General features: G+C 68.3%; 20 protein-coding genes, 1 tRNA gene and 1 riboswitch. Of the genes, 9 read left to right on the top strand and 12 right to left on the bottom strand.

Features of this window, described 5'->3' with window-relative positions; genetic code table 11:
- Window positions 1–191: 191 nt before the first annotated feature.
- Window positions 192–1,670, bottom strand: coding sequence for a SulP family inorganic anion transporter (locus ASG63_RS16980; RefSeq protein WP_056218877.1), 1,479 nt, complete (start codon window positions 1,668–1,670; stop codon window positions 192–194).
- 341 nt (window positions 1,671–2,011) lie between these two features.
- Between ASG63_RS16980 and ASG63_RS16975 the strand changes: the two genes are divergently transcribed.
- On the top strand, window positions 2,012–3,262 hold the full coding sequence (locus ASG63_RS16975) for a GGDEF domain-containing protein (protein ID WP_056218873.1): 1,251 nt from the start codon (window positions 2,012–2,014) through the stop codon (window positions 3,260–3,262).
- A 40-nt stretch (window positions 3,263–3,302) separates the two neighbouring features.
- Here the strand turns inward: ASG63_RS16975 and ASG63_RS16970 are convergent, their stop codons facing one another.
- Both ASG63_RS16970 and ASG63_RS16965 read right to left on the bottom strand, forming a co-directional pair.
- Entirely contained in the window at window positions 3,303–3,932 is a 630-nt protein-coding gene (locus tag ASG63_RS16970) for a L,D-transpeptidase (protein ID WP_056218870.1), read from the bottom strand.
- Window positions 3,933–4,006: 74 nt separating this feature from the next.
- A complete protein-coding gene (locus ASG63_RS16965) occupies window positions 4,007–4,444 on the bottom strand; it encodes a globin family protein (RefSeq protein WP_056218867.1) in 438 nt (145 codons plus the stop codon).
- Window positions 4,445–4,742: 298 nt separating this feature from the next.
- On the opposite strand from ASG63_RS16965, the gene ASG63_RS26020 reads away from it, so the two are divergent.
- Together ASG63_RS26020 and ASG63_RS16955 are read left to right on the top strand one after the other, a co-directional pair.
- Complete coding sequence (locus ASG63_RS26020) at window positions 4,743–5,156, top strand: hypothetical protein (RefSeq protein ID WP_056218864.1); 414 nt, start codon at window positions 4,743–4,745, stop codon at window positions 5,154–5,156.
- A gap of 620 nt (window positions 5,157–5,776) precedes the next feature.
- Window positions 5,777–6,673, top strand: coding sequence for a DUF4336 domain-containing protein (locus ASG63_RS16955; protein WP_244479946.1), 897 nt, complete (start codon window positions 5,777–5,779; stop codon window positions 6,671–6,673).
- Between the two features lie 44 nt (window positions 6,674–6,717).
- Here the strand turns inward: ASG63_RS16955 and ASG63_RS16950 are convergent.
- The 3 genes from ASG63_RS16950 to ASG63_RS16940 all read right to left on the bottom strand — a co-directional run bounded on the left by ASG63_RS16950 (window position 6,718) and on the right by ASG63_RS16940 (window position 8,297).
- A tRNA-Leu gene (locus tag ASG63_RS16950) sits at window positions 6,718–6,803 on the bottom strand.
- A gap of 37 nt (window positions 6,804–6,840) precedes the next feature.
- Window positions 6,841–8,025, bottom strand: a complete 1,185-nt coding sequence (locus tag ASG63_RS16945; RefSeq protein ID WP_056218861.1) for an FAD-dependent monooxygenase — start codon at window positions 8,023–8,025, stop codon at window positions 6,841–6,843.
- 17 nt (window positions 8,026–8,042) lie between these two features.
- The gene (locus tag ASG63_RS16940) at window positions 8,043–8,297 is read right to left on the bottom strand and encodes a zinc-finger domain-containing protein (protein WP_055956304.1); all 255 of its coding nucleotides are present in this window, start codon (window positions 8,295–8,297) and stop codon (window positions 8,043–8,045) included.
- Between the two features lie 213 nt (window positions 8,298–8,510).
- Here ASG63_RS16940 and map point away from each other — a divergent pair, with 213 nt between their 5' ends.
- From map to ASG63_RS16910, 6 genes are all read left to right on the top strand, one after another.
- On the top strand, window positions 8,511–9,341 hold the full coding sequence (gene map / locus ASG63_RS16935) for a type I methionyl aminopeptidase (protein WP_056218859.1): 831 nt from the start codon (window positions 8,511–8,513) through the stop codon (window positions 9,339–9,341).
- Between the two features lie 10 nt (window positions 9,342–9,351).
- A complete protein-coding gene (gene radC, locus ASG63_RS16930; protein ID WP_056218856.1) occupies window positions 9,352–10,065 on the top strand; it encodes a RadC family protein in 714 nt (237 codons plus the stop codon).
- Window positions 10,066–10,167: 102 nt separating this feature from the next.
- A complete protein-coding gene (locus ASG63_RS16925) occupies window positions 10,168–11,607 on the top strand; it encodes a circularly permuted type 2 ATP-grasp protein (RefSeq protein WP_056218853.1) in 1,440 nt (479 codons plus the stop codon).
- A 128-nt stretch (window positions 11,608–11,735) separates the two neighbouring features.
- Window positions 11,736–12,680, top strand: a complete 945-nt coding sequence (locus ASG63_RS16920) for an alpha-E domain-containing protein (RefSeq protein WP_056218850.1) — start codon at window positions 11,736–11,738, stop codon at window positions 12,678–12,680.
- Between the two features lie 37 nt (window positions 12,681–12,717).
- Window positions 12,718–13,545, top strand: a complete 828-nt coding sequence (locus tag ASG63_RS16915) for a transglutaminase family protein (RefSeq protein WP_056218847.1) — start codon at window positions 12,718–12,720, stop codon at window positions 13,543–13,545.
- Between the two features lie 31 nt (window positions 13,546–13,576).
- Complete coding sequence (locus ASG63_RS16910) at window positions 13,577–14,329, top strand: hypothetical protein (protein ID WP_056218845.1); 753 nt, start codon at window positions 13,577–13,579, stop codon at window positions 14,327–14,329.
- Here the strand turns inward: ASG63_RS16910 and ASG63_RS16905 are convergent, their stop codons facing one another.
- From ASG63_RS16905 to ASG63_RS16880, 6 genes are all read right to left on the bottom strand, one after another.
- Window positions 14,330–15,403, bottom strand: coding sequence for an NAD(P)H-dependent flavin oxidoreductase (locus ASG63_RS16905; protein ID WP_056218841.1), 1,074 nt, complete (start codon window positions 15,401–15,403; stop codon window positions 14,330–14,332).
- Between the two features lie 18 nt (window positions 15,404–15,421).
- Window positions 15,422–16,078 (bottom strand): thiamine phosphate synthase, encoded by a 657-nt coding sequence (locus ASG63_RS16900; protein WP_056218838.1) that lies wholly within the window; start codon window positions 16,076–16,078, stop codon window positions 15,422–15,424.
- Between the two features lie 40 nt (window positions 16,079–16,118).
- Window positions 16,119–16,904, bottom strand: coding sequence for a thiazole synthase (locus ASG63_RS16895; RefSeq protein WP_056218835.1), 786 nt, complete (start codon window positions 16,902–16,904; stop codon window positions 16,119–16,121).
- Window positions 16,905–16,938: 34 nt separating this feature from the next.
- Window positions 16,939–17,151: a sulfur carrier protein ThiS gene (gene thiS / locus ASG63_RS16890; RefSeq protein WP_056218832.1), complete on the bottom strand. Its 213-nt coding sequence runs from the start codon at window positions 17,149–17,151 to the stop codon at window positions 16,939–16,941.
- Window positions 17,148–18,353, bottom strand: coding sequence for a glycine oxidase ThiO (thiO, locus tag ASG63_RS16885; RefSeq protein WP_443189808.1), 1,206 nt, complete (start codon window positions 18,351–18,353; stop codon window positions 17,148–17,150). Before thiO ends, thiS begins: the two co-directional genes overlap by 4 nt.
- Before the next feature lie 77 nt (window positions 18,354–18,430).
- Window positions 18,431–18,559: riboswitch (TPP riboswitch) on the bottom strand.
- Between the two features lie 45 nt (window positions 18,560–18,604).
- Complete coding sequence (locus tag ASG63_RS16880) at window positions 18,605–19,852, bottom strand: adenylate/guanylate cyclase domain-containing protein (protein WP_056218825.1); 1,248 nt, start codon at window positions 19,850–19,852, stop codon at window positions 18,605–18,607.
- Window positions 19,853–20,015 lie beyond the last annotated feature (163 nt).

The following is a 20,015-nucleotide window of genomic DNA, read 5'->3' as shown; positions in this document are numbered from 1 at the left end:
TCCTCGAATTCGGGCGATGCCCGACGCCCGCTTGCGCCGGGGGCGGCGGCCCGCGCCTGCATCAACCTCTCGCGCCAGCACGACAGGGGCGCGAAAGCGGGGCCTGATCGCAATCGGACCCACGCGCCGTCAATGGCATCCGGGCGGCGGCCTGGCCAGCACCTCCTGCAGGTTGCGGGCCAGGCCGTTCGTTAATGACTGCCAGCCGCGAGGGTTGCGCCGGGCTTGTGGTGGGTACCCAGGCGCTCGACCATCGTGGCCGTGGCGGCGTTCATGCCGACGATCTCCACAGCCACTCCGTGGTGCCGGTACTTGAGCACCACGCGGTCGAGGGCATTGACCCCGCTGATGTCCCAGAAATGGACCGCCGTGAGGTCGAGGACGATCCCCGTCAGCCCGGCTTCGCGGAACTCGAAGGCGCCGTGGAAGGCTTCCGCCGTGGCGAAGAAGATCTGGCCGGTTACCCGGTAGGTCCGCACCGTGTCGGTCCGCTCGGAGGCCACCGCGAAGTAGCGCGTCACCTTGTGGGCAAAGAACAGACCGCTCAGCACCACGCCGAACAGGACGCCCTTGGCGAGGTCGTGGGTCGCCACCACCACGGCGACGGTGCCGAGCATGACGACGCTCGAGCTCTTCGGATGCGTCAGGAGGGTCCGCAGGGAGCCCCATTGGAAGGTGTTGATCGACACCATGATCATCACCGCCACCAGGGCGGCCATGGGAATCTGGGCCACATAGGGGCCGAGCACGACGATCAGGAAGAGCAGGAATACCCCGGCCCAGAGCGTGGAGAGCCGGCCCCGGCCGCCGGACGAGACGTTGATCACCGATTGTCCGATCATGGCGCAGCCCGCCATTCCGCCGAACAGGCCGGCGCCGATATTGGCGATACCCTGCCCGGCACATTCGCGGTTCTTGTCGGAGCCCGTATCCGTCATTTCATCGAGGATCGCCGCCGTCATCAGGCTCTCCAACAGCCCGACCATGGTCAGCGTCAGCGCGTAGGGCAGGATGATCCGCAGAGTCTCCCAGGTGAACGGGACCTCCGGCAGGGCGAAGACCGGCAACTCGGTGGGTAGGGCGCCCATGTCGCCGACCTTGTGGATTGGCAGGCCCAGGGCCATCGAGAACGCCGTCAGGACGAGGATCGTGATGAGCGGCGAGGGTACCGCCTTGGTCAGGTACGGCAGCCCGTAGATGAGGCCGAGACCGACCGCCGTCATCAGGTAGACCGTGCTCCCCTGCCCGATCAGTTCCGGCATCTGCGCCAGGAAGATCAGGATCGCCAGCGCATTGACGAATCCCGTCACCACGGAGCGCGAGACGAAGCGCATGAGATTTCCCAGGCGCAGGAGGCCGGCCGCGATCTGCAGCAGGCCGGTGAGGATCGTGGCGGCGAACAGGTAGCCGAGGCCGTGCTCCTTCACCAGCGACACCATCACGAGGGCCATCGCCCCGGTCGCGGCGGAGATCATCGCCGGGCGTCCTCCCGCGAAGGCGGTGATCACCGCGATGCAGAACGACGCGTAGAGGCCGACCTTCGGGTCCACCCCGGCGATCAGTGAGAAGGCAATCGCCTCCGGGATCAGGGCCAGGGCGACCACGGTGCCGGCCAGGATTTCACGCGTGATATTGGGAGCCCACTGGCTCCGCAGGTTGGTCAGGGTCATGGAAATGGGACATCCAATCGTTCCCGCGCGCAGTCGGGCGGCCGGGAATCGAGACGGGGAATGCGAGACAGGCCACCCGACGCGCATCGCGGGGCAGCCATCATGGAACCCGAACGGAAGGCGGGCGCCGAGGAGAGCGGAGCTACGGCGGCGTGGGCCGTGCGTACAATCTGGCTCGATCCTTCAACATGTGGTGGGTCTTAACAGGATTCCGCCGCGGTGCAATGGACGCCGAGTCCGTGCCGGGAGGGGCCGACGCTCCGCGCGAGGCACGAATGGCGTTTACGCGCATGCAAGCAAGGCGCGTATAGGCTCTGCTCGATCGTCGGTGAACGCGCCTCATGTCCGAAACGAATTCCAGCCTGATCGAGGCTGCGCGCCGCAGACCTTGGCACCGTCTGCGGCTGCCGAGAGACCTCGAAGCACAATTCACCGAGACGACGCGCTGGTCCCGGGCGACCTACATCCAATCTTGGCTCCTGATTTTCATCGTCTTCAATGTTCTGTCGCTGAAGATGGACTTCGACCTGCTCGGTCCAGAACAATTTGTGGTTCCGGCTTTCCTGACCCTGGGCGTGTTCCTGCCTGCGGGATTCGCGGCAATCACGGCGCTGCGCGGCATCACCAGTGCCCGGCGCCAGGCCGGGATCGTCATCGGCATCTCCGTGCTCGACATGGTGATCGTCCTGAACAGCGCCCGGATCGCGCCGCGGACCCATGCGGACACCTACCTGATCCTTGCGGTGATCGTGCCCATGGTGGTCGGGATGATCGCGCCGCTCTCGTTCCGGCACAGCCTCGTCCTCTGCGGAAGCGCCTTCTGCCTCTACGCGGCCTACGCCGTCGCATTCGTTCTTCCGCACAGCGAGGCGACCGGACTGCCGCTCCTGATCGCGAGCCTCACCCTCGTCCCCATCAAGCTCGCCTATACCCGCGAATGGACGCGCAAGGAGGCCTTTCTCCTGACCCTGGAAAAATCCGCCCGCGACGTCGATCTGGCGGCCGCCAACGCGCGCCTGACGGTCCTGTCCGAGACCGACAGCCTCACCGGGCTCCGCAATCGGCGCAGCGCCACGGCCCAGGTCCAGGCCGGATGGGGCGAGGCTTGCGCAGGCGGCGCCTGGGCCACGCTGGTGCTCATCGACATCGACGCCTTCAAGCGTCTGAACGACACGGCCGGCCATCCCGAAGGCGACCGCTGCCTGAGACAGGTGGCCGAGGCGCTCGCTGCGGCGGCAGCCCGCCACGGCGCACAGGCGGCCCGCTACGGGGGCGAGGAGTTCATCGTCTTCCGGCCCGGAGCGGACCCTTCGGAGGCGGCGCGGATCGGGGAGAGTCTGCGACTGGCGATCCAGGCCCTGGCCTATCCCCATCCGGGTCTTCCCGACGGCGCCTGCATCACCGTCAGCATCGGGGTCGCGACGGCGCATGGAAGCCTGGGAACTCCCGCGATCACGGCCGCCGATCTCCTCAAGGCGGCGGACGATGCCCTCTATCGGGCCAAGCGCGGCGGACGGAACCGGGTCGAGAGCACAATTCTGGCGCCGGCCTCGGCCACATCCGAGGCGGCGCGGACCAGCGCCTTCGGCTGAGGGCGCCGAGCAGCGAGATCCATCGCTTGGTGCGACCCGCCTAATCGAGACCGTCACCGACGAAATAGGCGTCACCGTCCCCGGCCGGGTCCCGGAAATCATAGACGGGGGCGCGGCGCGACACCAACCCGACGGCGGCGGCCGGCCGATAGGCTGCGGAGGGCTCGCGCCCCATCTGCATGCCGGCGGACATCACCCCGTCTTCGTCGCCGCGGCGGCGCCGCGACGCCATCACGGAACTGCCCTCGATGACCACCCGGGTCTTGCCCATGCCCTCAGCCTTGACGATGCTGAACAGGGTCGCGGCATTCTTCGGGGCGAGCCGGACACAGCCGTGGGAGGCCGCGCTGCCGAGGCGACGGGTGTGATTGGTCCCGTGGATCGCGTGGCCCTGCCCGGTGAAGAAGATCGCGTTCGGCATCGGCGCGTCGTCGAACTCGCGCGAGAAGTGCGTGCGCTCCATCCGGAACGGACGATGGGCTCCGCTGGGCGTGTCGTAGCCATCCACGCCCGTGGAGACGGGCCAGTCGTAACGGGTCCGCCCATCGACCGTCACGGTCATGCGCTGCGCGTCCTTGTCGACGGCGATCAAAACCTCCGCCCAGGCAGGACAGGTCAAGAACGTCGCCAGGGCGAAACCGGAGACCAGTGACGTCAGACGGGAACGCATCGGAATCCTCGAAAACACAAACAAAGCCGGACCGCCTACGCTTGCCGCGCGCGTTGGTTCCAGCGCAGCGCGGATCAGGCGTCGGCGGTCGATTCCGGTCGACGAACCTCGGCAGCCGCCGCCTTCATCACATTTGCCACGAGCGCATAGGTTTCCACCCAGGCCTCCCGGACCGCGGGGGTAAAATCCGGGCCCAGGCCCTGCTCCAGCGCCCAGAGCAGGGCGGCGCCCACCGGTTCATAATGCGCGGCCTGGGTTCCGAACGAGACGTGCTGTCGGCCCAGCGTCTGCAGCGCCGGCACCACCATCTCGGGCTTATGCAGGTTCGTGACCGCAAGCCCCAGCATCGCCATCAGTTTTTTCTTCTGCTCGCGCATGTCATCCGGAAACATCGGCCGAACCTGCGGAGCGATCTCGAACAGGCGTCCGTAGAAAAGGTCTGCCGCAGCGCCGGCGATCGGCCGAACTTTGGCGAAACTGTCCTGGACGAGAACAACTTGTTCCGGGGTCATGCGGAGCTCTACGCGGGAGGAGGGGATTGCGGCGCGAACGCCGCGTATGACGTTCTTGCCCCGGCAGCGACATCCCACAAGAGAGAACCCTGTCCTAACCTGCGATAGGGTCGATTCGCGAAGGGGCATTCCCCGCGACGGACGTTTCTCCGATGAAACTGAACGGATGCCGCCAACGCGCTTCAGCCTGGGTGCAGCGCCGCTTTGGCAATCTCCTCCTGAACAGCCGGGACAGCACCGGTTGGGCCAACGAGGCCGCGCACGATGCCGGCCTCCTCGACAAAGCAGGGGATGGGCGATGAAGACGTTGGCAGCTTTCACAGCCGTTGCGCTCTTGGCGATGGGCACGTTCGGAACGCCAGAGGCGCAGGCCCGGGGCCAGGGCGGCGCCATCTTGGCCGGCGTGATCGGGGGGCTCGCGGCGGGCGCTCTCCTGGGAACCGCAGCCTCGGAAGCTCACGAGGCTCCTGCCTACGGCTACGGTTACGGCCCTCCCGAACCCTGCTATGCCGACGACGATGAGGCTCTCATCGTGCGCGACCGCCCGGCACCGCTGGTTCGCCACTACGGGTACGACGAGGCCCCGGTCTATCGCAGATCGCGTACCGTGGTCCGAACCTATGGTGAGGAATTCGGCGGATACGGCTATCGCCACGCCGGATACGGGGATCGTCCGAACTGCGACCGTCCCTACGGCCGTGGCGGCTGGTAGTCAGGCCCCTCTCGAAGGCCGGCCGGGCGAACCGGACGGCCTCCTTCCAACGTCACCACGGAAGCCGGCGCAACCGTCTGTGCCGAGTCGCGTTGTCACTATTCGCGGATAGATAGACTATCCGTCAGCGAACGGCGCCGTAGCCGACTGTTAGGATGAATTTCGAATACCCCTATCTTTGCTTTCCTCGCCCCGACAATTGCAATCGGACGCCCTTTCGCGTCGGGGTCGACCGCGCCTTGGCGCTCTTGTTTCCGCCTCAAATGGACAGAGACCTTCCCGATCGGCTGATGCACGCTCTGCAAGCGCTGATCGCCGTCCTCCCGCCGCACTATGAAGGGGGCGGGTGATCACGACCGAGCTAGCATCCCGGCGTAGCCGAGGGCGCAGCGCCGGGCGCGTGAGGCTCATCGCAGAGGCCGGCCGAAGGCGGGAAACCATCCCGCGGATTCGACCCATCGACACGCATGACGCCTCGGTAAGCGAAGACGCGCCCTTTCCTTCGGAACTGACCTGGGTGGGCGTGGTACCCGCCGGTTTCGGGCGGCGCCCGGCGCGAGGGATGGTCGTGGTCGCGCACGACAGATTGACCTCCGGGTTCTGCCGAAGCGTTCCCCCGGGTGTACGTCGATGTGGATTGCAGGACCTTGGCGCATGACCTCAGCTATCCGCCCCTAAACCAACCGAAGGAGGTGGCGGACGGCGTCTGGATCGTCGATGCCGCACCAATTCGCGCGGGCGGCATTCTACTCCCTTTGCGGATGACGGTGCTGCGACTGGCCGGCGGTGAGCTGTTGCTCCACTCGCCCGTTCCGCACCACCCGGGCCTTCAACGTGCCGTGGAGGGACTCGGGCGTATCGGGCACCTCGTAGCGCCGAGTGTCGGGCATTGGATGTTCCTGAAGGACTGGCAGACCGCTTGGCCCAACGCGATCACCTGGGCGGTGCCGGGGCTCGAAGACCGGAGCCAAGTGCGCCGATCTGGCCTCGCGATCGATGCGGAATTGGGAGACCAGCCGCCACGCGTCTGGGCGAACGAGATCGATCAGGTCCTCGTCGCCGGACCCGTGTTCCAGGAAATCTGTCTGTTCCATCGCCCAAGCCGGACCCTCCTGCTGACGGATCTCATCATCAACCTCGAGGGCGACCTTCTGCCGGTCTTCGCGCGCCCCCTGGCCCGTCTGCTGGGCATCGTCGCCCCGGATGGCAAGGCACCGCTCTACCTGCGAGTCCTTCTGCGTCTGAATCATCGGGACACGGTCCGCGCCGCGCAGCGTCTCGTCGGCTTTCATCCGGACCGGGTGATCTTCGCGCACGGCCAATGGTTCAACCGCGATGCCGCCGATGCACTCCGGCGCTCGCTCGCCTGGATCCTCGACGAAGACCACGCCTGGGCTCGACCGTCTGCGGACGGCGAGATGTCCACCCGAGCGCCCCTGCGTTCGACGGCACTCGCGGGCGTGGCCCTCGCGGGTGTCGTGGGGCTTTTCGTCTATCTCCGTCGGTCGCGGCGCTGATCGTCGCTGCAAGCCGATGAGTGCAGAGACAGGATCGCGTGAGTTGGTGCGGACGGCGGGACTCGAACCCGCACAGCCAAAGGCCGCAAGATTTTAAGTCTCGTGCGTCTACCGGTTTCGCCACGTCCGCATGCCGGCATCAGCGGTAGCGGGGCGGCCTCCGCAGATCAAGGCGTCCAGCCGTAGAGCCAGGCGTAGCGACGGTTCATTCCGTCCGGCCCGAGGCGGCCCATCACGACATTACGGATCGTGCCGACGAGAGCCCCCGCATGATAGGTCCGGCCATTGGCACGGGCGGCCCGGCGAACGCGGCGCACCCGCGCACGCCGCACCGCATCGTAGCGAGCCAGGTCGGCACCGAGATCGGCGCCGTCCGCGCCCAGTTCCCTGGCGAGGATCGCCGCATCCTCGATGGCGAGGGCGGCCCCCTGTGCGAGGAAGGGCAGGATCGGATGGGCGGCATCCCCGATCAGGGCCAGCCGTCCGCGTGCCATCGGACGGGCGGCACCCCGATCCTCCAGCGACCAGACCAGCCAGGAATCCGGTACGGCCAGGAGGGCCGCGAGGGGCGGCGCCGCGTCGCGAAAGCGGGCGCGCAGCACGGCCGGCTCACCGAGTTGGCCCCAGCCCTCGCTGCCCTTCCGCTCCGGAATCACGGCGACGACGTTGACGTGCTGGCCACCCCGGATCGGGTAATGCACCACGTGGCGCGCCGGCCCAAGCCACAGGCCCGTGGCGTCGCCCGAAAGTTCGGGTGGCAGGGCTTCCCGCGGAACGATGGCCCGCCACGCCGCGGCACGCCCGGACCTCAGGTCCTTGCCGTCGAGGTGGCCGCGCAGGCGGGAGCGTACACCGTCGGCCCCGATGACGAGGTCGGCGGAAAACCGCTCGGTCCGCGTGCCCGTGCCGCTTTCCAGGGTCAGGTCGACACCGTCCGGTCGCTCCACCAGACCGGTCACGTCCCGTCCCATCAGGAGGCGGATACCCGGCCGGCCGCGCACAGCGTCGAGGAGCAGGGTCTGCAGGTCGGCCCGGTGGATGACGTAGTAGGGCGCGCCGAAGCGCTCGCGCAGATGGGCTCCTAGAGCGACGCCGCCTATGACCGTCCCACTCGTCAGGGCCCGCACCACCACTGCCGGCGGCTCGCTCGCCGCGCGTCGCAGGGCGGCGCCGAGGCCGAGGCCGATCAACACTCGGCTGGCATTCGGCGAGAGCTGGATCCCGGCCCCGACTTCGCTGAATCCGGTGCGGCGCTCGATGAGGGTGACGGCATGGCCGGCGGAATCGAGGGTGAGCGCGGCCGTCAGGCCGCCGATGCCCGCGCCGACGATGGCGATGTTCAGGGCCGGCACGGAGCCGCCTCGCCTGATCAGGCGGCGGCCGAGGTCCGGTCGTCCCAGACGCAGATCGCCGGATCGGCGTTGCCGGCGGCCAGGGTCGGCCGGTAGCGGAACAGCGTCGAGCAGTACTGGCAAATGGTCTCGTCGTCCGTGCCCATGTCGAGGAAGATGTGCGGATGATCGAAGGGGGGCTTGGCCCCGATGCACATGAACTCCTTGGAGCCGACGTGAATGACCGCCACGCCGGGCTCGTTGTGGAAATGCGGGACCGCCTTGTCAGCCATCGCCTCGTCCTGCCTGCCGGCCCGCCGAAGCCTCGTCCTCGAGGAAGGATCGTGCTCGTGCGGGCATCCGTGTTGTCGGGGTCTGCCGGGACCCGTCTCTAGCCTCTCCCTCGGCGCAATCCTAGTGCGCAGCGCGCGAAGGGTTGGCCTCGCGCGCGCGTCACCGTACATAGGGGCAGGCCCCGCCCCGGTTCCCCTCCGCGAAACGTCCCCATGACCCAGAACGAACAGGCCGTGTCCGAGAGCGGACGCCGCGCGCCCCAGCCGCCGATTCATGGACCGGAGGCCTTCGAGGGCATGCGCAAGGCCGGCCGTCTGACCGCGGAAGCCCTGGATCTGCTGATGGAGGCCACCGCTCCCGGCATCACGACGGACCATCTCGACAAGCTCGCCTACACCTTCGCCATGGACCACGGCGCCTATCCGGCCTCGCTGCTCTACCGCGGCTATCCGAAATCGATCTGCACCTCGATCAACCACGTGGTCTGCCACGGCATCCCGAACGACAAGCCCCTGCGCGAGGGCGACATCGTCAACCTCGACATCTGCCTCATCGTCGACGGATGGCACGGCGACTCGAGTCGGATGGCCTATGTCGGAGAGGTGCCGCGCAAGGCCCAGCGCCTGTGCGAGATCACCCACGAGTGCCTGATGCGCGGCATCGCGGCGATCAAGCCGGGGGGCTCCACCACGGATATCGGCCGGGCGATCCAGTCCTATGCCGAAGCGGAGCGCTGCTCCGTCGTGCGGGATTTCTGCGGCCACGGCCTCGGGCGCACCTACCACGATGCCCCCACCATCCTGCACTACGTCGAGCCGAGCTACGACGTTAAGTTCCAGCCCGGCCAGTTCTTCACGGTCGAGCCCATGATCAATCTCGGCCGGCCAGCGGTGAAGGTTCTCTCCGACGGCTGGACCGCGGTCACCCGCGACCGCTCGCTCTCGGCGCAGTTCGAGCACACCGTGGCGGTGACGGAGACGGGGGCGGAAATCTTCACCCTCTCGCCCAAGGGTCTGCACCAGCCCGCGCCGACCGCCGGTTGATTTCGGGCTCATGACCACCCGGCCGCCGTCCGCGCCCGACCCGTCGGACGGCGAGCCGCATTACCTCGGCCATCGCGACCGCCTGCGCGCCCGGTTCGCCCAGGGTGGGGCTGAGGCCCTTCCGGATTACGAGCTTCTCGAACTCGCCCTATTCCGGGCCATTCCCCGCCGGGACGTGAAGCCCCTGGCCAAGGCCCTGATCCGACGCTTCGGCAGCTTTGCCGAGGTGGTGAGCGCTGAGCCGGCGCGACTTGCTGAAATTGAAGGCATCGGCCCCGGGGTCATCGCCGACCTGAAGCTCATCGAAGCGGCAGGGCATCGGCTGGCGCGCGGGGCGATCGCCGACCGCCCTCTGCTCTCGTCGTGGAGCGCCGTGCTGGAATATTGCCGCGCCACCATGGCTTTCGCGGCGCGCGAGCAGTTCCGCGTGCTGTTCCTCGACCGGCGCAACCACCTGATCGCCGACGAGGTCCAGGGGCGGGGAACCGTCGACCACACGCCAGTCTATCCGCGCGAGGTGGCGCGCCGTGCCCTCGAGCTCTCGGCCACCGCCATCATCCTGGCTCATAACCATCCCTCGGGCGACCCCACTCCCTCGGCCGCCGACATCCGGATGACCCGCGAGCTCATCGGGGTGCTGGACCCCCTCGGCATCCTGATCCACGATCACATCATCCTGGGTCGGGAGGGTCACGCCAGCTTCAAGGGCTTGAAGTTGATCTGAACGTGCTACCCTACACGCAAGGGCGGTGGGCGCGGACTCCGATCCCAGGTCGCTGGCGCGCCTCTTGCCTAGACAAGAACGGTGTTCAAGGGGGAGACGCGAATGGCGCTCGCTGCATTCGACGAGATGACCGGGCTGCCCGATGGGGCGCTGAGCAACCCCGCCGTGCGCGAAGCCTACGACAGCCTGAAGCACTGGCTCGACACCACGCCGCCCGAGCATTTCAACACCCGCCGCAGCCAGGCCGAGATGCTGTTCCGGCGCATCGGCATCACCTTCGCGGTCTACGGCGCGAACGAGTCCACCGAACGGCTGATCCCCTTCGACATCATCCCGCGGGTCATCACGAAGCCCGAATGGGGTTTCTTGGAGCGAGGCCTCAAGCAGCGCGTCACCGCCATCAACGCCTTCCTGAAGGACATCTACGGGGCGCAGGAATGCATCAAGGCCGGCGTGATCCCGGCCGACCTCGTCTACCGCAACCCGCATTACCGCATGGAAATGCGCGCTTTCCGGGTGCCGCACGACCTTTACGTCCACATCGCCGGCATCGACATCGTCCGCACCGGGGAGAACGACTTTTTCGTGCTGGAGGACAATGCCCGGACCCCGTCCGGCGTCTCCTACATGCTCGAGAACCGCGAGGTCATGCTGCGGCTGTTCCCGGAGCTGTTCTCCCGCCACCGCGTCGCGCCGGTGGAGAACTATCCCGACGCACTGCTGGCGACCCTGCGCAGCCTCGCGCCGTCCACGGCGACCCGCGACCCCACCGTCGCGCTGCTGACGCCGGGTCGTTACAACTCGGCCTTCTACGAGCACTCGTTCCTGGCCGACAAGCTCGGCGTCGACCTCGTCGAGGCCTCCGACCTCTTCACCAAGGACGACGTCGTCTACATGCGGACGACCGAGGGCCCCCGCCGGGTCGACGTGCTGTACCGCCGTCTCGACGACGATTTCCTCGATCCGCTGGTCTTCCGCCCGGACTCGGTGCTCGGAGTCCCCGGCATCATGAACGCCTACGAGCGCGGGACCGTGACCCTGGCCAACGCCGTCGGCACCGGCATCGCCGACGACAAGGCGGTCTACAGCTACATGCCGGAGATCGTGAAGTTCTTCACCGGCGAGGAGCCGATCCTGCACAACGTGCCGACCTACCGCTGCCGCGAGAAAGAGGCTTTTGCCTATGTGATGGACAATCTCAGCGAGCTCGTGGTGAAGGAGGTCAACGGCTCCGGCGGCTACGGCATGCTGGTCGGCCCACACGCCACCAAGCGCGAGATCGAGGAGTTCGGACGCAAGCTGAAGCATGCGCCGGACGGCTTCATCGCCCAGCCGACCTTGGCCCTCTCCACCTGCCCGACTTTCGTCGCATCCGGGGTCGCACCCCGGCACGTGGATCTGCGCCCCTTCGTGCTGTGCGGCTCGGACGAAATCCGCATCGTCCCCGGGGGCCTCACCCGGGTCGCGCTGAAGGAAGGGTCGCTCGTCGTGAACTCAAGCCAGGGCGGCGGCACCAAGGACACCTGGGTCCTCGACGCCTGAGCCATCGCGCAGCATCCGGCGGGGCCTTCCGTCCCGGGTGCCTTTCCAAGTCCGTGCCGGCTCCGGCATAGTCCTTTTCGCCCTGCGGCCTGCGTTTCCGACGCCAGCCGACGTCCCGATGGAACCCCATGCTGTCCCGGACCGCCGACAACCTGTACTGGCTCTCGCGCTACGCCGAGCGAGCGGAGTTCGTCGCCCGCATCCTCGATGCCGCCCTGCGCCTAGCCGCCCTGCCGTCGAGCTACGGCGGCGGCGAGACCAACGAGTGGGCCTCCGCCCTGGCCTCGGCTGGCGATCCGGACGTGTTCAAGCCGCTCTACGCCAGCGTCACGGAAGCGACCGTCTGCGATTTCCTTGCCTTCAGCCCCCACAATCCTTCCTCGATCCGCTCCTGCATCGAGACCGCGCGCGAGAATGCCCGCAGCGTCCGCACGGCGCTGACCACCGAAATGTGGGACGCCATCAACGGCGCCTGGCTCGAGCTGCGCAACTACGAGGGACGCGACCTCAACCGCGACGAGTTCACCCGCTTCCTGGACTGGGTGAAGGGCGTCTCCCTCGCCTTCGACGGTTCGGCCTACCGCACGATGCTGCGCAACGACGCCTACTGGTTCACACGCCTCGGAACGGCGATCGAACGGGCGGACAACACCGCCCGCATCCTGGACGTGAAGTACCGCATCCTGCTCCCCGCCACGGAGAAGATCGGCGGCAGCCTCGATTATTTCCAGTGGACCACGATCCTGCGCGAGGTCTCGGCCTTCAACGCCTATCACTGGGTCTACCGCGAGAGCGTGAAGCCACTCCTGGTGGCCGATCTTCTCATCCTGAACCGGCAAATGCCGCGCTCATTCACCAACTGCTACGGTATGCTGGTGGAGCACCTCGACCTCATCGCCGACGCCTACGGGCGGCGCGGCGCGAGCCAGCGCCTGGCCAGCAATACCCTGGCACGCCTGGAAGGCGAGAACATCAACCGCATCTTCTCATCCGGCCTGCATGAGTTCGTGACGGAGTTCATCGTCGAGAACAATCGCCTCGGCGCAGCGGTCATCGAGCAATATCTGGTATAGGGCCGGCCCCGGCCCGACGCCGCGCAAAGGTCGCCGCATGCGAATCCGCGTCTTCCACGAGACCAACTATACCTATGAGCAGCCCGCCCGCGGGCTGATTCAGGTCCTGCGTCTGCGTCCTCGCGACCATGACGGCCAGTATGTCCGGCGCTGGCGCATCGAGCCCTCCGTCGACGGCCGCGTGAGCGAGCGCGAGGATGGCTTCGGCAACGTGGTGCACTGGTTCACGGCGGACGAGCCGGCCGAGGCCCTGTCGATCCGGGTCACCGGAGAGGTCGACACCCTGGAGATGCACGGCATCGTGCGCGGCACCATCGAGCGCCTGCCGGACGTGTTCTACCTGCGGGATTCGGATCTCGCCCTGGCCAACGACGCCATTCAGGCCTTCGCCCAGGAGATCTCGGCGGCCGGCGACCCGGCCCCCCTACCGTGTCTGCACCGGCTGCTCGCCGCCGTGCACCAGCGGGTCACCTTCGTCCCCGGCCCGGCCAGCGCCAGCACGAACGCCGCGCAGGCCTTCGTCCAGGAGAAGGGCGTCTGCCAGGACATCACCCATCTCTTCATCGCGGCGGCCCGCCACCTCGAGATTCCCACCCGCTACGTCTCGGGCTACTACCATCACGCCGACCGGGATGCGGATCAAGGCTCCGGCCATGCCTGGGCCGAATCGCTGGTGCCGGGGCTCGGCTGGATCGGCTTCGACGCCGCCCACGGTATCGCCACCACCGAGGCGCATATCCGCGTGGCTGTCGCCCTCGACTATCTCGGGGCGGCTCCGATTCGCGGCAGCCGCATGGGCGGCGGGACAGAAACACTCGACGTGACGCTTCGCGTCGAGCAAGCACAGGCTTCCGTCCAGTCCTGATCGCGGATGGACGCGCGAGAAAGACCGCTCCATGACCTACTGCGTCGGTGTCCTCGTCGAGGAGGGGCTGGTGATGATCGCCGATACCCGGACCAATGCCGGGCTCGACGACATCTCGACCTACCGCAAGCTCCACCACTTCAACGTGCCGGGCGAGCGCGTGATGATGCTGGCCTCCGCCGGAAATCTCTCGATCACCCAGTCGGTCCTCAGCCTTCTGGCCGAGGGAGTCGAGGGCGATGCCGGCGAGCCGAAGATGAAGCTCGTAGAGGCGCCGACGATGTTCCAGGCGGCCCAGCTCGTGGGCCGCGCCATTCGGCGGGTCCGCGAGATCGAGAAGGCGGGGTTCGAGGCGGCCAACCTGCGCTTCTCGGTCTCGCTGTTGTTCGGCGGACAGATCGGCTCAGACCCGATGAAGCTCTACCTGATCTACTCGGCCGGCAACTTCATCGAGTGCAGCGGCGACGCGCCTTTTCTGCAGATCGGGGAACACAAGTACGGTAAGCCGATCCTGGACCGGGCGGTTAAGTACGAGACCGACCTCTACGACGCCCTCAAGGTCGGCCTCGTCTCGATGGATTCGACGATGCGCTCGAACCTTGGCGTCGGCCTGCCCATCGACATCGCGGTCGCCCGCCGCAACGCCCTCGACCTCGAGGTAAACCACCGGATCGAAGCCGGCGAGAGCTACTTCCACGATCTGCGGGAGCGCTGGTCGGCGGCGCTGCGTGCCGCCCATCGGGCGATCCCCCGGCCGCCCTACGGCCCGGCCACGGCGAAGTGATCACGCCCTCGCGCGGCCGAGGAGCCTGAGCGCGCCCTCCGCGAGCTCAACGGTCAGGCGACCCGCCTCAGTCTCGCGGGCAAGGGGCGCCCCCTGCCCGGCCCAGAGGGGCGAGAAGTCGCCGGAGCCGCGTCGCTCGGCCTCGATCCGCAGGGGCTGGAGCCCGATGGCGGCGGTGGGGAAGACCGGCACCTCCGCGTGCCAGGGCCCGAGTTCACGCATGACGCGGTTCACGAGTCCCCGGGCCGGCTTGCCCGTCAGGACGTTGGTGATCGTGGTGTCCTCGTCGCGGGCACGGCGCAGGGCCTCCTGGTGCGGCCCCGAGAGAGCGGCCTCGGTGCAGCGCAGGTAGGCCGTTCCCAGCTGAACGGCGGAGGCGCCGAGCATGAAGGCGGCGGCGATCCCGCGGACATCGGCGATGCCCCCGGCCGCGATGACGGGCACGTCCACCGCGTCGACCACCTGGGGCACCAGAGCCATCGTGCCGACTTGCGTCGCGGGATCGCCGCCGAGGAACAGGCCGCGATGCCCGCCGGCTTCGGCTCCCTGCGCGATGATCGCATCGACCCCGCGCTCGGCGAGCCAGCGCGCTTCGCGCACCGTGGTTGCGGACGAGAGAATGATGCAGCCGAGCGCCCGGACGCGGTCGAGGAGCGCCGCTTCCGGCAGGCCGAAATGGAAGCTGACCACCGCCGGCCGGACGTCGGCGACGGCCGCGAGCATCGCAGCGTCGAAGGGCGACCGCTGTGCCATGACGATCAGAGCCGACGGATCAAGGCCGAGTTCCGCATAGTAGGGCGCGAGCCGGCTGCGCCAGGCGGACTCGCGCACTGCATCCGGCACGTCCGGCACGTGACAGAAGAAGTTCAGGTTGAACGGCGCGTCCGTCCGCGCCCGAATCGCCGCCGCTTCGTTGCGTACCGTGTCCGGGTTCATCGCCGCGCAGGCGAGGGAGCCGAGGCCCCCGGCCGCGCTGACGCTGGCGGCAAGGGCCGGCTTCGGTCCGATCATCGGCGCCTGGATGATCGGATGCTGCACCCTTACGCGCTCGAGAAAGCGGTTCTTTCCCCACATGCGCTGCCTCCTTGCCTGTCACCGCTCGTCGGATGTCGCGCCGAGGCGGGCGAGATAGGCGCGCACCTCGGCCACCGGGTCCGCGCCGTGCATCAGTGCGCCCATCACCGCGACGCCGGCAGCGCCCGCAGCGCGGCATGCGTCCACGCGGTCGACCGTGATTCCCCCGAGGGCGATGACCGGCATGCCGAACCCGGCGGCGGTTTCCAGGGCCGCCGCTCCGAGGGCGGGACCGTAGCCGGGCTTGCTCTGCGTCGGAAAGATCGGGCTGAGGGTAGCGTAGTCGGCGCCGGACCGCGCGGCCACCGCGATCTCCTCCAGTGTGTGCGCCGAAACCCCGATGCGACCGCCGGATAGGCGCCGGCGGGCTTCGGCGATCTCGGCCGCGGTGGTTCCACCGGGCAGATGGACTCCGTCGGCCCCGAGCTCGGCGGCGAGCGCCACATCGGCGCCGATGGTCAGTGAACCGCCCTCAGCCTGAACCAGACGCGCGATATCCCGGGCGAGCGCGCGCCGTGCATCCGGCGCCAGGTCGCGCTCCCGAAACCAGACCCAGCGGGCGCCGGCCCGCAGGAGGCGTTCGAGGGTGGCGCGGAGGTTCTGGGCGGCGACCTCCGGTACGTCGGTCGCCGACCTGTCCGTCACCACCAGTAGCCGCGCGGGCAGGCCGCTCATCGCCGTGCGCCGGTAGCGGGCGCGTCGGACGCAACCCGGCTCACGAGCCCACGAGACCGAGTTGCGGGCTCGACGGCTCGGCCCGGCCCCGCTTCGGGATGCGGCCGGCAAGATACGCGTCGCGGCCGGCCTGGACGGCGTTGCGCATGGCACGAGCCATCCGCACGGGATCGTCGGCTTTGGCGACCGCGGTGTTGAGGAGGCAGCCGGCGGCGCCGAGCTCCATGGCGATAACCGCGTCGGAGGCGGTGCCAATGCCGGCATCGACGATCACCGGCACCGGCGAGCGCCGACAGATCAGCTCCAGGTTAGCCGGGTTGGCCACACCCATGCCGGAGCCGATCAGCGAGCCCATGGGCATCACGGCGGCGCAGCCGAGATCGGCGAGACGCTGGCAGACCACCGGATCGTCGTTGCAATAGGGCAGCACGGTGAAGCCGTCATCGACGAGGTGGCGGCAGGCATCCAGCAGTTCGGCCACGTCGGGATACAGCGTTTCGCGATCGCCGATGACCTCGACCTTGATCCAGTTCGTATCGAGGGCCTCGCGGGCGAGTTCGGCGGTCATGATCGCGTCGCGCGCCGTCTCGCAGCCGGCGGTGTTGGGCAGGAAGCGGTGCCCCTTGAGCCGGCGCAGCGTATCCGAGCCGTGCCCCTGGAGCGAAACCCGCCGGATCGAGGCCGTGACCACCTCGGCGCCGGACGCCGCCACCGCATCGAACAGAATGCTCTGGGTGGGGTAGCCGGCGGTACCGATGAAAAGACGCGAGCCCAGGCTCACACCGCCAATCACCAGCGAGTCAGTGTCGTTCGCGATCTCGGTCATTCCCACCTTCCTGTCATGATGTCTCCCCTTTCGATCATCCGCCCTGCATCGCGCGGACGATCTCGACGCGGTCGCCGTCGCTGAGGGCGGTGAGCGCCCAGTCCCGGCGGCGAACCACGGACCCGTTGAGCGCGATGGCGATGCCCTGAGGGCTCTCGATGCCGGTCTCCTCGGCCTCCTCCCGGAACAGGGCGTCGAGGTCGGCAGCCGTGCTCTCGCGGGCCTCTCCGTTGACCGTGAGCTTCATGCGAACACCCTCTGCGGTGCCGACGCGAAGCGGGCTCGACCAAAATCCCGGGCGTAATCCGGCAGCGTTCCCTCGGCGACCAGGGCCGCGACCGCATCGGCGGTGGCGGGGGCCAGCAGGTAGCCATTGCGGTGATGACCGGTGGCGACGACGAGGCCGGGCGCCAGGGCATCGATGATCGGCGCATCGTCGTCCGAGGTCGGCCGGAGGCCGCTCCAGATCGCCTCCACCGCCATCTCCTCGATGCCGGGCAGGACGCGGCGGGCGCCCTCCAGCAGGGCGTAGAGGCCGCCGGCCGTGACGCCGGGGACGAAGCCGCAATCCTCCACCGTCGCGCCGACGATGAGATGGCCGTCGCTCTTCGGCGCCATGTGAACCTGCTCGGTCCAGACCATGTGGGTGAGGGTGCCGGTGCGGGCCGTGGTCCGTAGTGCGAGGGACTGGCCGCGCAGGGGCCGGACCGGCAGGGCGAGATGATCGGGCAGGAGTCCCGTCTCCCCACTCCAGGCGCCGGAGGCGAGCACGACGGTGTCGGCCCGGCTGATGCCCTGGGCCGTACGGACGCCAGTGACCCGGTCGGCACTCCAATCCAGCGCCTCGACCGCGCAGCCCTCCACGATGGCGACTCCTGCGGCGAGGCAGGCCCGCACGAGGGCGGCCATTACCCGGCTCGGATCGACCTGATGGTCGTGCGGGCAGTACAGGCCGGCGGTGACGGTGGGGCGCAGGCGCGGCTCGCGGGCCCGGGCCTCGGGACCGGTCAGCCAGCGAGCGTCGAGGCCGGAGCGCTTCTGCAGATCGTGCCGGAAGCGCAGGCGCTCGACCTCGTCGCGGCCGATGGCCAGCACCAGGGTGCCCTCCTCTCGGTAGTCGATGTCGAGGCCGGCCGCGGCCTGAAGGGCATCGCGGAAACCCGGCCAGCGCGACAGGCTCTCCAGGGCCAGGGGCAGCAGCGGGTCGGAGCCGGGCTCGTGCTCGGCAGCGGGGGCCAGCATACCGGTGGCGGCGAGGCTCGCCCCGGCGCCGACGGTGTCGCGCTCCACCACGGTCACCGATCGCCCGGCCTGCGTCAGGCGCCAAGCGATCGACAGCCCGATCAGGCCGGCGCCGACGACGACCACGTCACTGCGTGCCGGGGCAACGGCGGCCGGCGGCGCAACGCCATGCGTCCGTCGCAGGTTGAGGAAGGCGTTCGGGGTCACGTCCAACACAATCTCCGCAACAGGCGTCGAGATTGGTGGGGCTGCAGCTTCGCGTGGTGAAGCGTGCCGGGCTCGAGGAGAAACCCGCGGTCCAATCCCTACGCCGGTATGAACCGGGTCAGGTTCGAAGGATTTCCGCGCCGCCATCCGCGAGCGGACGGCCATCGGTTTCTCAGCCCCTTGCCGGGGATCTCCCTGGAACACCCCTGATGTGGGCCGTCCGCGCATTGGGGTCAATCCCCGAGCGGGCCTCAGGCAGCGGGCGGGCGCGCCGGCCGATAGACACCCATGGGTTCGGCGAACCCATCGAGCGCATGTTCGCCGAGAGGCTCCGGCATGTCCCAGAGGAAGTCGACGAAGGGCTTCGTCATCAGGATCGGTTCGCCCAGCGTCCGGTTCAGCCGGGCGACGCGGCTAGCGAGATTCACGTCGCGTCCAATCACGGTGAAGTCTAGTCGGGCGCCGGAGCCGACATTGCCGTAGGCGGCCTCGCCGTGATGCAGGGCGATGCCGGCGGCCACGGGATTGGCGAAGCGGCCGAGCGCATTAGCCTCCGCGAGGGCCGCCATGGCGCTTTGCGAGGCGGTGAGCGCCCCCTTGGCGGCACCGCCCAAATCGTCTCCGGGCTCGCGAAAAATCGCCAGCAGGCCGTCGCCTAGATATTTCAGGACCTCGCCGCCCTCGCGCTCGATGGCCGGCACTAGGCAGTCGAAGAAGATGTTCAGGAGGTCGACCGCCTCTTCCGGCGTCATGTCGGCGGAGATGCGCGTGTAATCGCGCATGTCGGCAAACAGGATCGCCGAGCGGATGCGCTGGACGTGACCGCGACGGATGGAGCCGCCGAGGATCGCCTTGTGCGGCTCGTCGCCGACATAGATCCGCAGGACGTGATCCAGTTGCTTGTTGACGCTGCGCATCTCCATGACCGCCGCCAGTGTCGGCATGACGAAGCGGAGAATCGCCACGTCCTCGTCGCGGAACCCCGCTTCGGATCGGGTGGCGAAGGAGATGCCGTTGCGCGTGCCGTTGGTGAAGAACAGCGGCGCGACGATGTAGTGCCGGTAGCCCTCGGCCTTCAGGTCCGGAATGACCGCGAAGGCCTCATCCGGGGTCTCGGCGAGATCGAGGATCAGCCACGCGCCGGTTTCGTGAACACGGAAGAACGGACTTGCCCGATAGGCCTTGTCCGACGCTTCCCCGTGCGGGAACAGACGGACCGTGGAGCCCGTCTCGCGGGTCCAGAACCGCCCGACGCCGGAATACTCGGAATGCAGGGCGTCGATGGCCGTGGTGGCGCGGTCCACCGGCACATCCAGCGCGATCAGGCGTTCGGCGAGGCCGGAGAGCAGGTCTTCCGCTTTCGGCATGCGGGCCCCCTCGCTCAGCAGCCAGTCGCGCAGGGCCACGCATTGCTGGAGGGCGCCGAAGGGGACGTCGGCCGCCTCCGAGCCATCGGCTTCGGCGGTGGGGGAAGGCTGGGGCGGGCCTTGATCGAGCATATGGCCAAGGTGGGTTGGAAGATGGCGTCCGGCAACGGCCACCGCTCTGGTTTCGTGCGTATCGTGCCGGCGTCACCGCTTCAACAGTGCAGACTGGGCCGGACGCCGGAGCCGACGCCGTTCGGCGCGCTTCATGCGCATCGATGGCCGGGAAGTCGAAACG

It is taken from the genome of Methylobacterium sp. Leaf94, from assembly GCF_001426045.1.
GTDB lineage: Bacteria > Pseudomonadota > Alphaproteobacteria > Rhizobiales > Beijerinckiaceae > Methylobacterium.
This window is presented reverse-complemented; position numbering and strand designations above follow the sequence as displayed.

Excerpts from the sequence above, each read along its gene's own strand:
- radC (WP_056218856.1), top strand. The coding sequence starts at position 9,352 with ATGACCACCCGGCCGCCGTCCGCGCCCGACCCGTCGGACGGCGAGCCG.
- ASG63_RS16905 (WP_056218841.1), bottom strand. The coding sequence starts at position 15,403 with ATGTGGGGAAAGAACCGCTTTCTCGAGCGCGTAAGGGTGCAGCATCCG.
- ASG63_RS16925 (WP_056218853.1), top strand. The coding sequence starts at position 10,168 with ATGGCGCTCGCTGCATTCGACGAGATGACCGGGCTGCCCGATGGGGCG.
- ASG63_RS16975 (WP_056218873.1), top strand. The coding sequence starts at position 2,012 with ATGTCCGAAACGAATTCCAGCCTGATCGAGGCTGCGCGCCGCAGACCT.
- ASG63_RS16980 (WP_056218877.1), bottom strand. The coding sequence starts at position 1,670 with ATGACCCTGACCAACCTGCGGAGCCAGTGGGCTCCCAATATCACGCGT.
- thiS (WP_056218832.1), bottom strand. The coding sequence starts at position 17,151 with ATGAAGCTCACGGTCAACGGAGAGGCCCGCGAGAGCACGGCTGCCGAC.
- ASG63_RS26020 (WP_056218864.1), top strand. The coding sequence starts at position 4,743 with ATGAAGACGTTGGCAGCTTTCACAGCCGTTGCGCTCTTGGCGATGGGC.
- ASG63_RS16895 (WP_056218835.1), bottom strand. The coding sequence starts at position 16,904 with ATGACCGAGATCGCGAACGACACTGACTCGCTGGTGATTGGCGGTGTG.
- ASG63_RS16900 (WP_056218838.1), bottom strand. The coding sequence starts at position 16,078 with ATGAGCGGCCTGCCCGCGCGGCTACTGGTGGTGACGGACAGGTCGGCG.
- ASG63_RS16915 (WP_056218847.1), top strand. The coding sequence starts at position 12,718 with ATGCGAATCCGCGTCTTCCACGAGACCAACTATACCTATGAGCAGCCC.
- ASG63_RS16880 (WP_056218825.1), bottom strand. The coding sequence starts at position 19,852 with ATGCTCGATCAAGGCCCGCCCCAGCCTTCCCCCACCGCCGAAGCCGAT.
- map (WP_056218859.1), top strand. The coding sequence starts at position 8,511 with ATGACCCAGAACGAACAGGCCGTGTCCGAGAGCGGACGCCGCGCGCCC.
- ASG63_RS16910 (WP_056218845.1), top strand. The coding sequence starts at position 13,577 with ATGACCTACTGCGTCGGTGTCCTCGTCGAGGAGGGGCTGGTGATGATC.
- ASG63_RS16940 (WP_055956304.1), bottom strand. The coding sequence starts at position 8,297 with ATGGCTGACAAGGCGGTCCCGCATTTCCACAACGAGCCCGGCGTGGCG.
- ASG63_RS16920 (WP_056218850.1), top strand. The coding sequence starts at position 11,736 with ATGCTGTCCCGGACCGCCGACAACCTGTACTGGCTCTCGCGCTACGCC.
- ASG63_RS16970 (WP_056218870.1), bottom strand. The coding sequence starts at position 3,932 with ATGCGTTCCCGTCTGACGTCACTGGTCTCCGGTTTCGCCCTGGCGACG.
- ASG63_RS16965 (WP_056218867.1), bottom strand. The coding sequence starts at position 4,444 with ATGACCCCGGAACAAGTTGTTCTCGTCCAGGACAGTTTCGCCAAAGTT.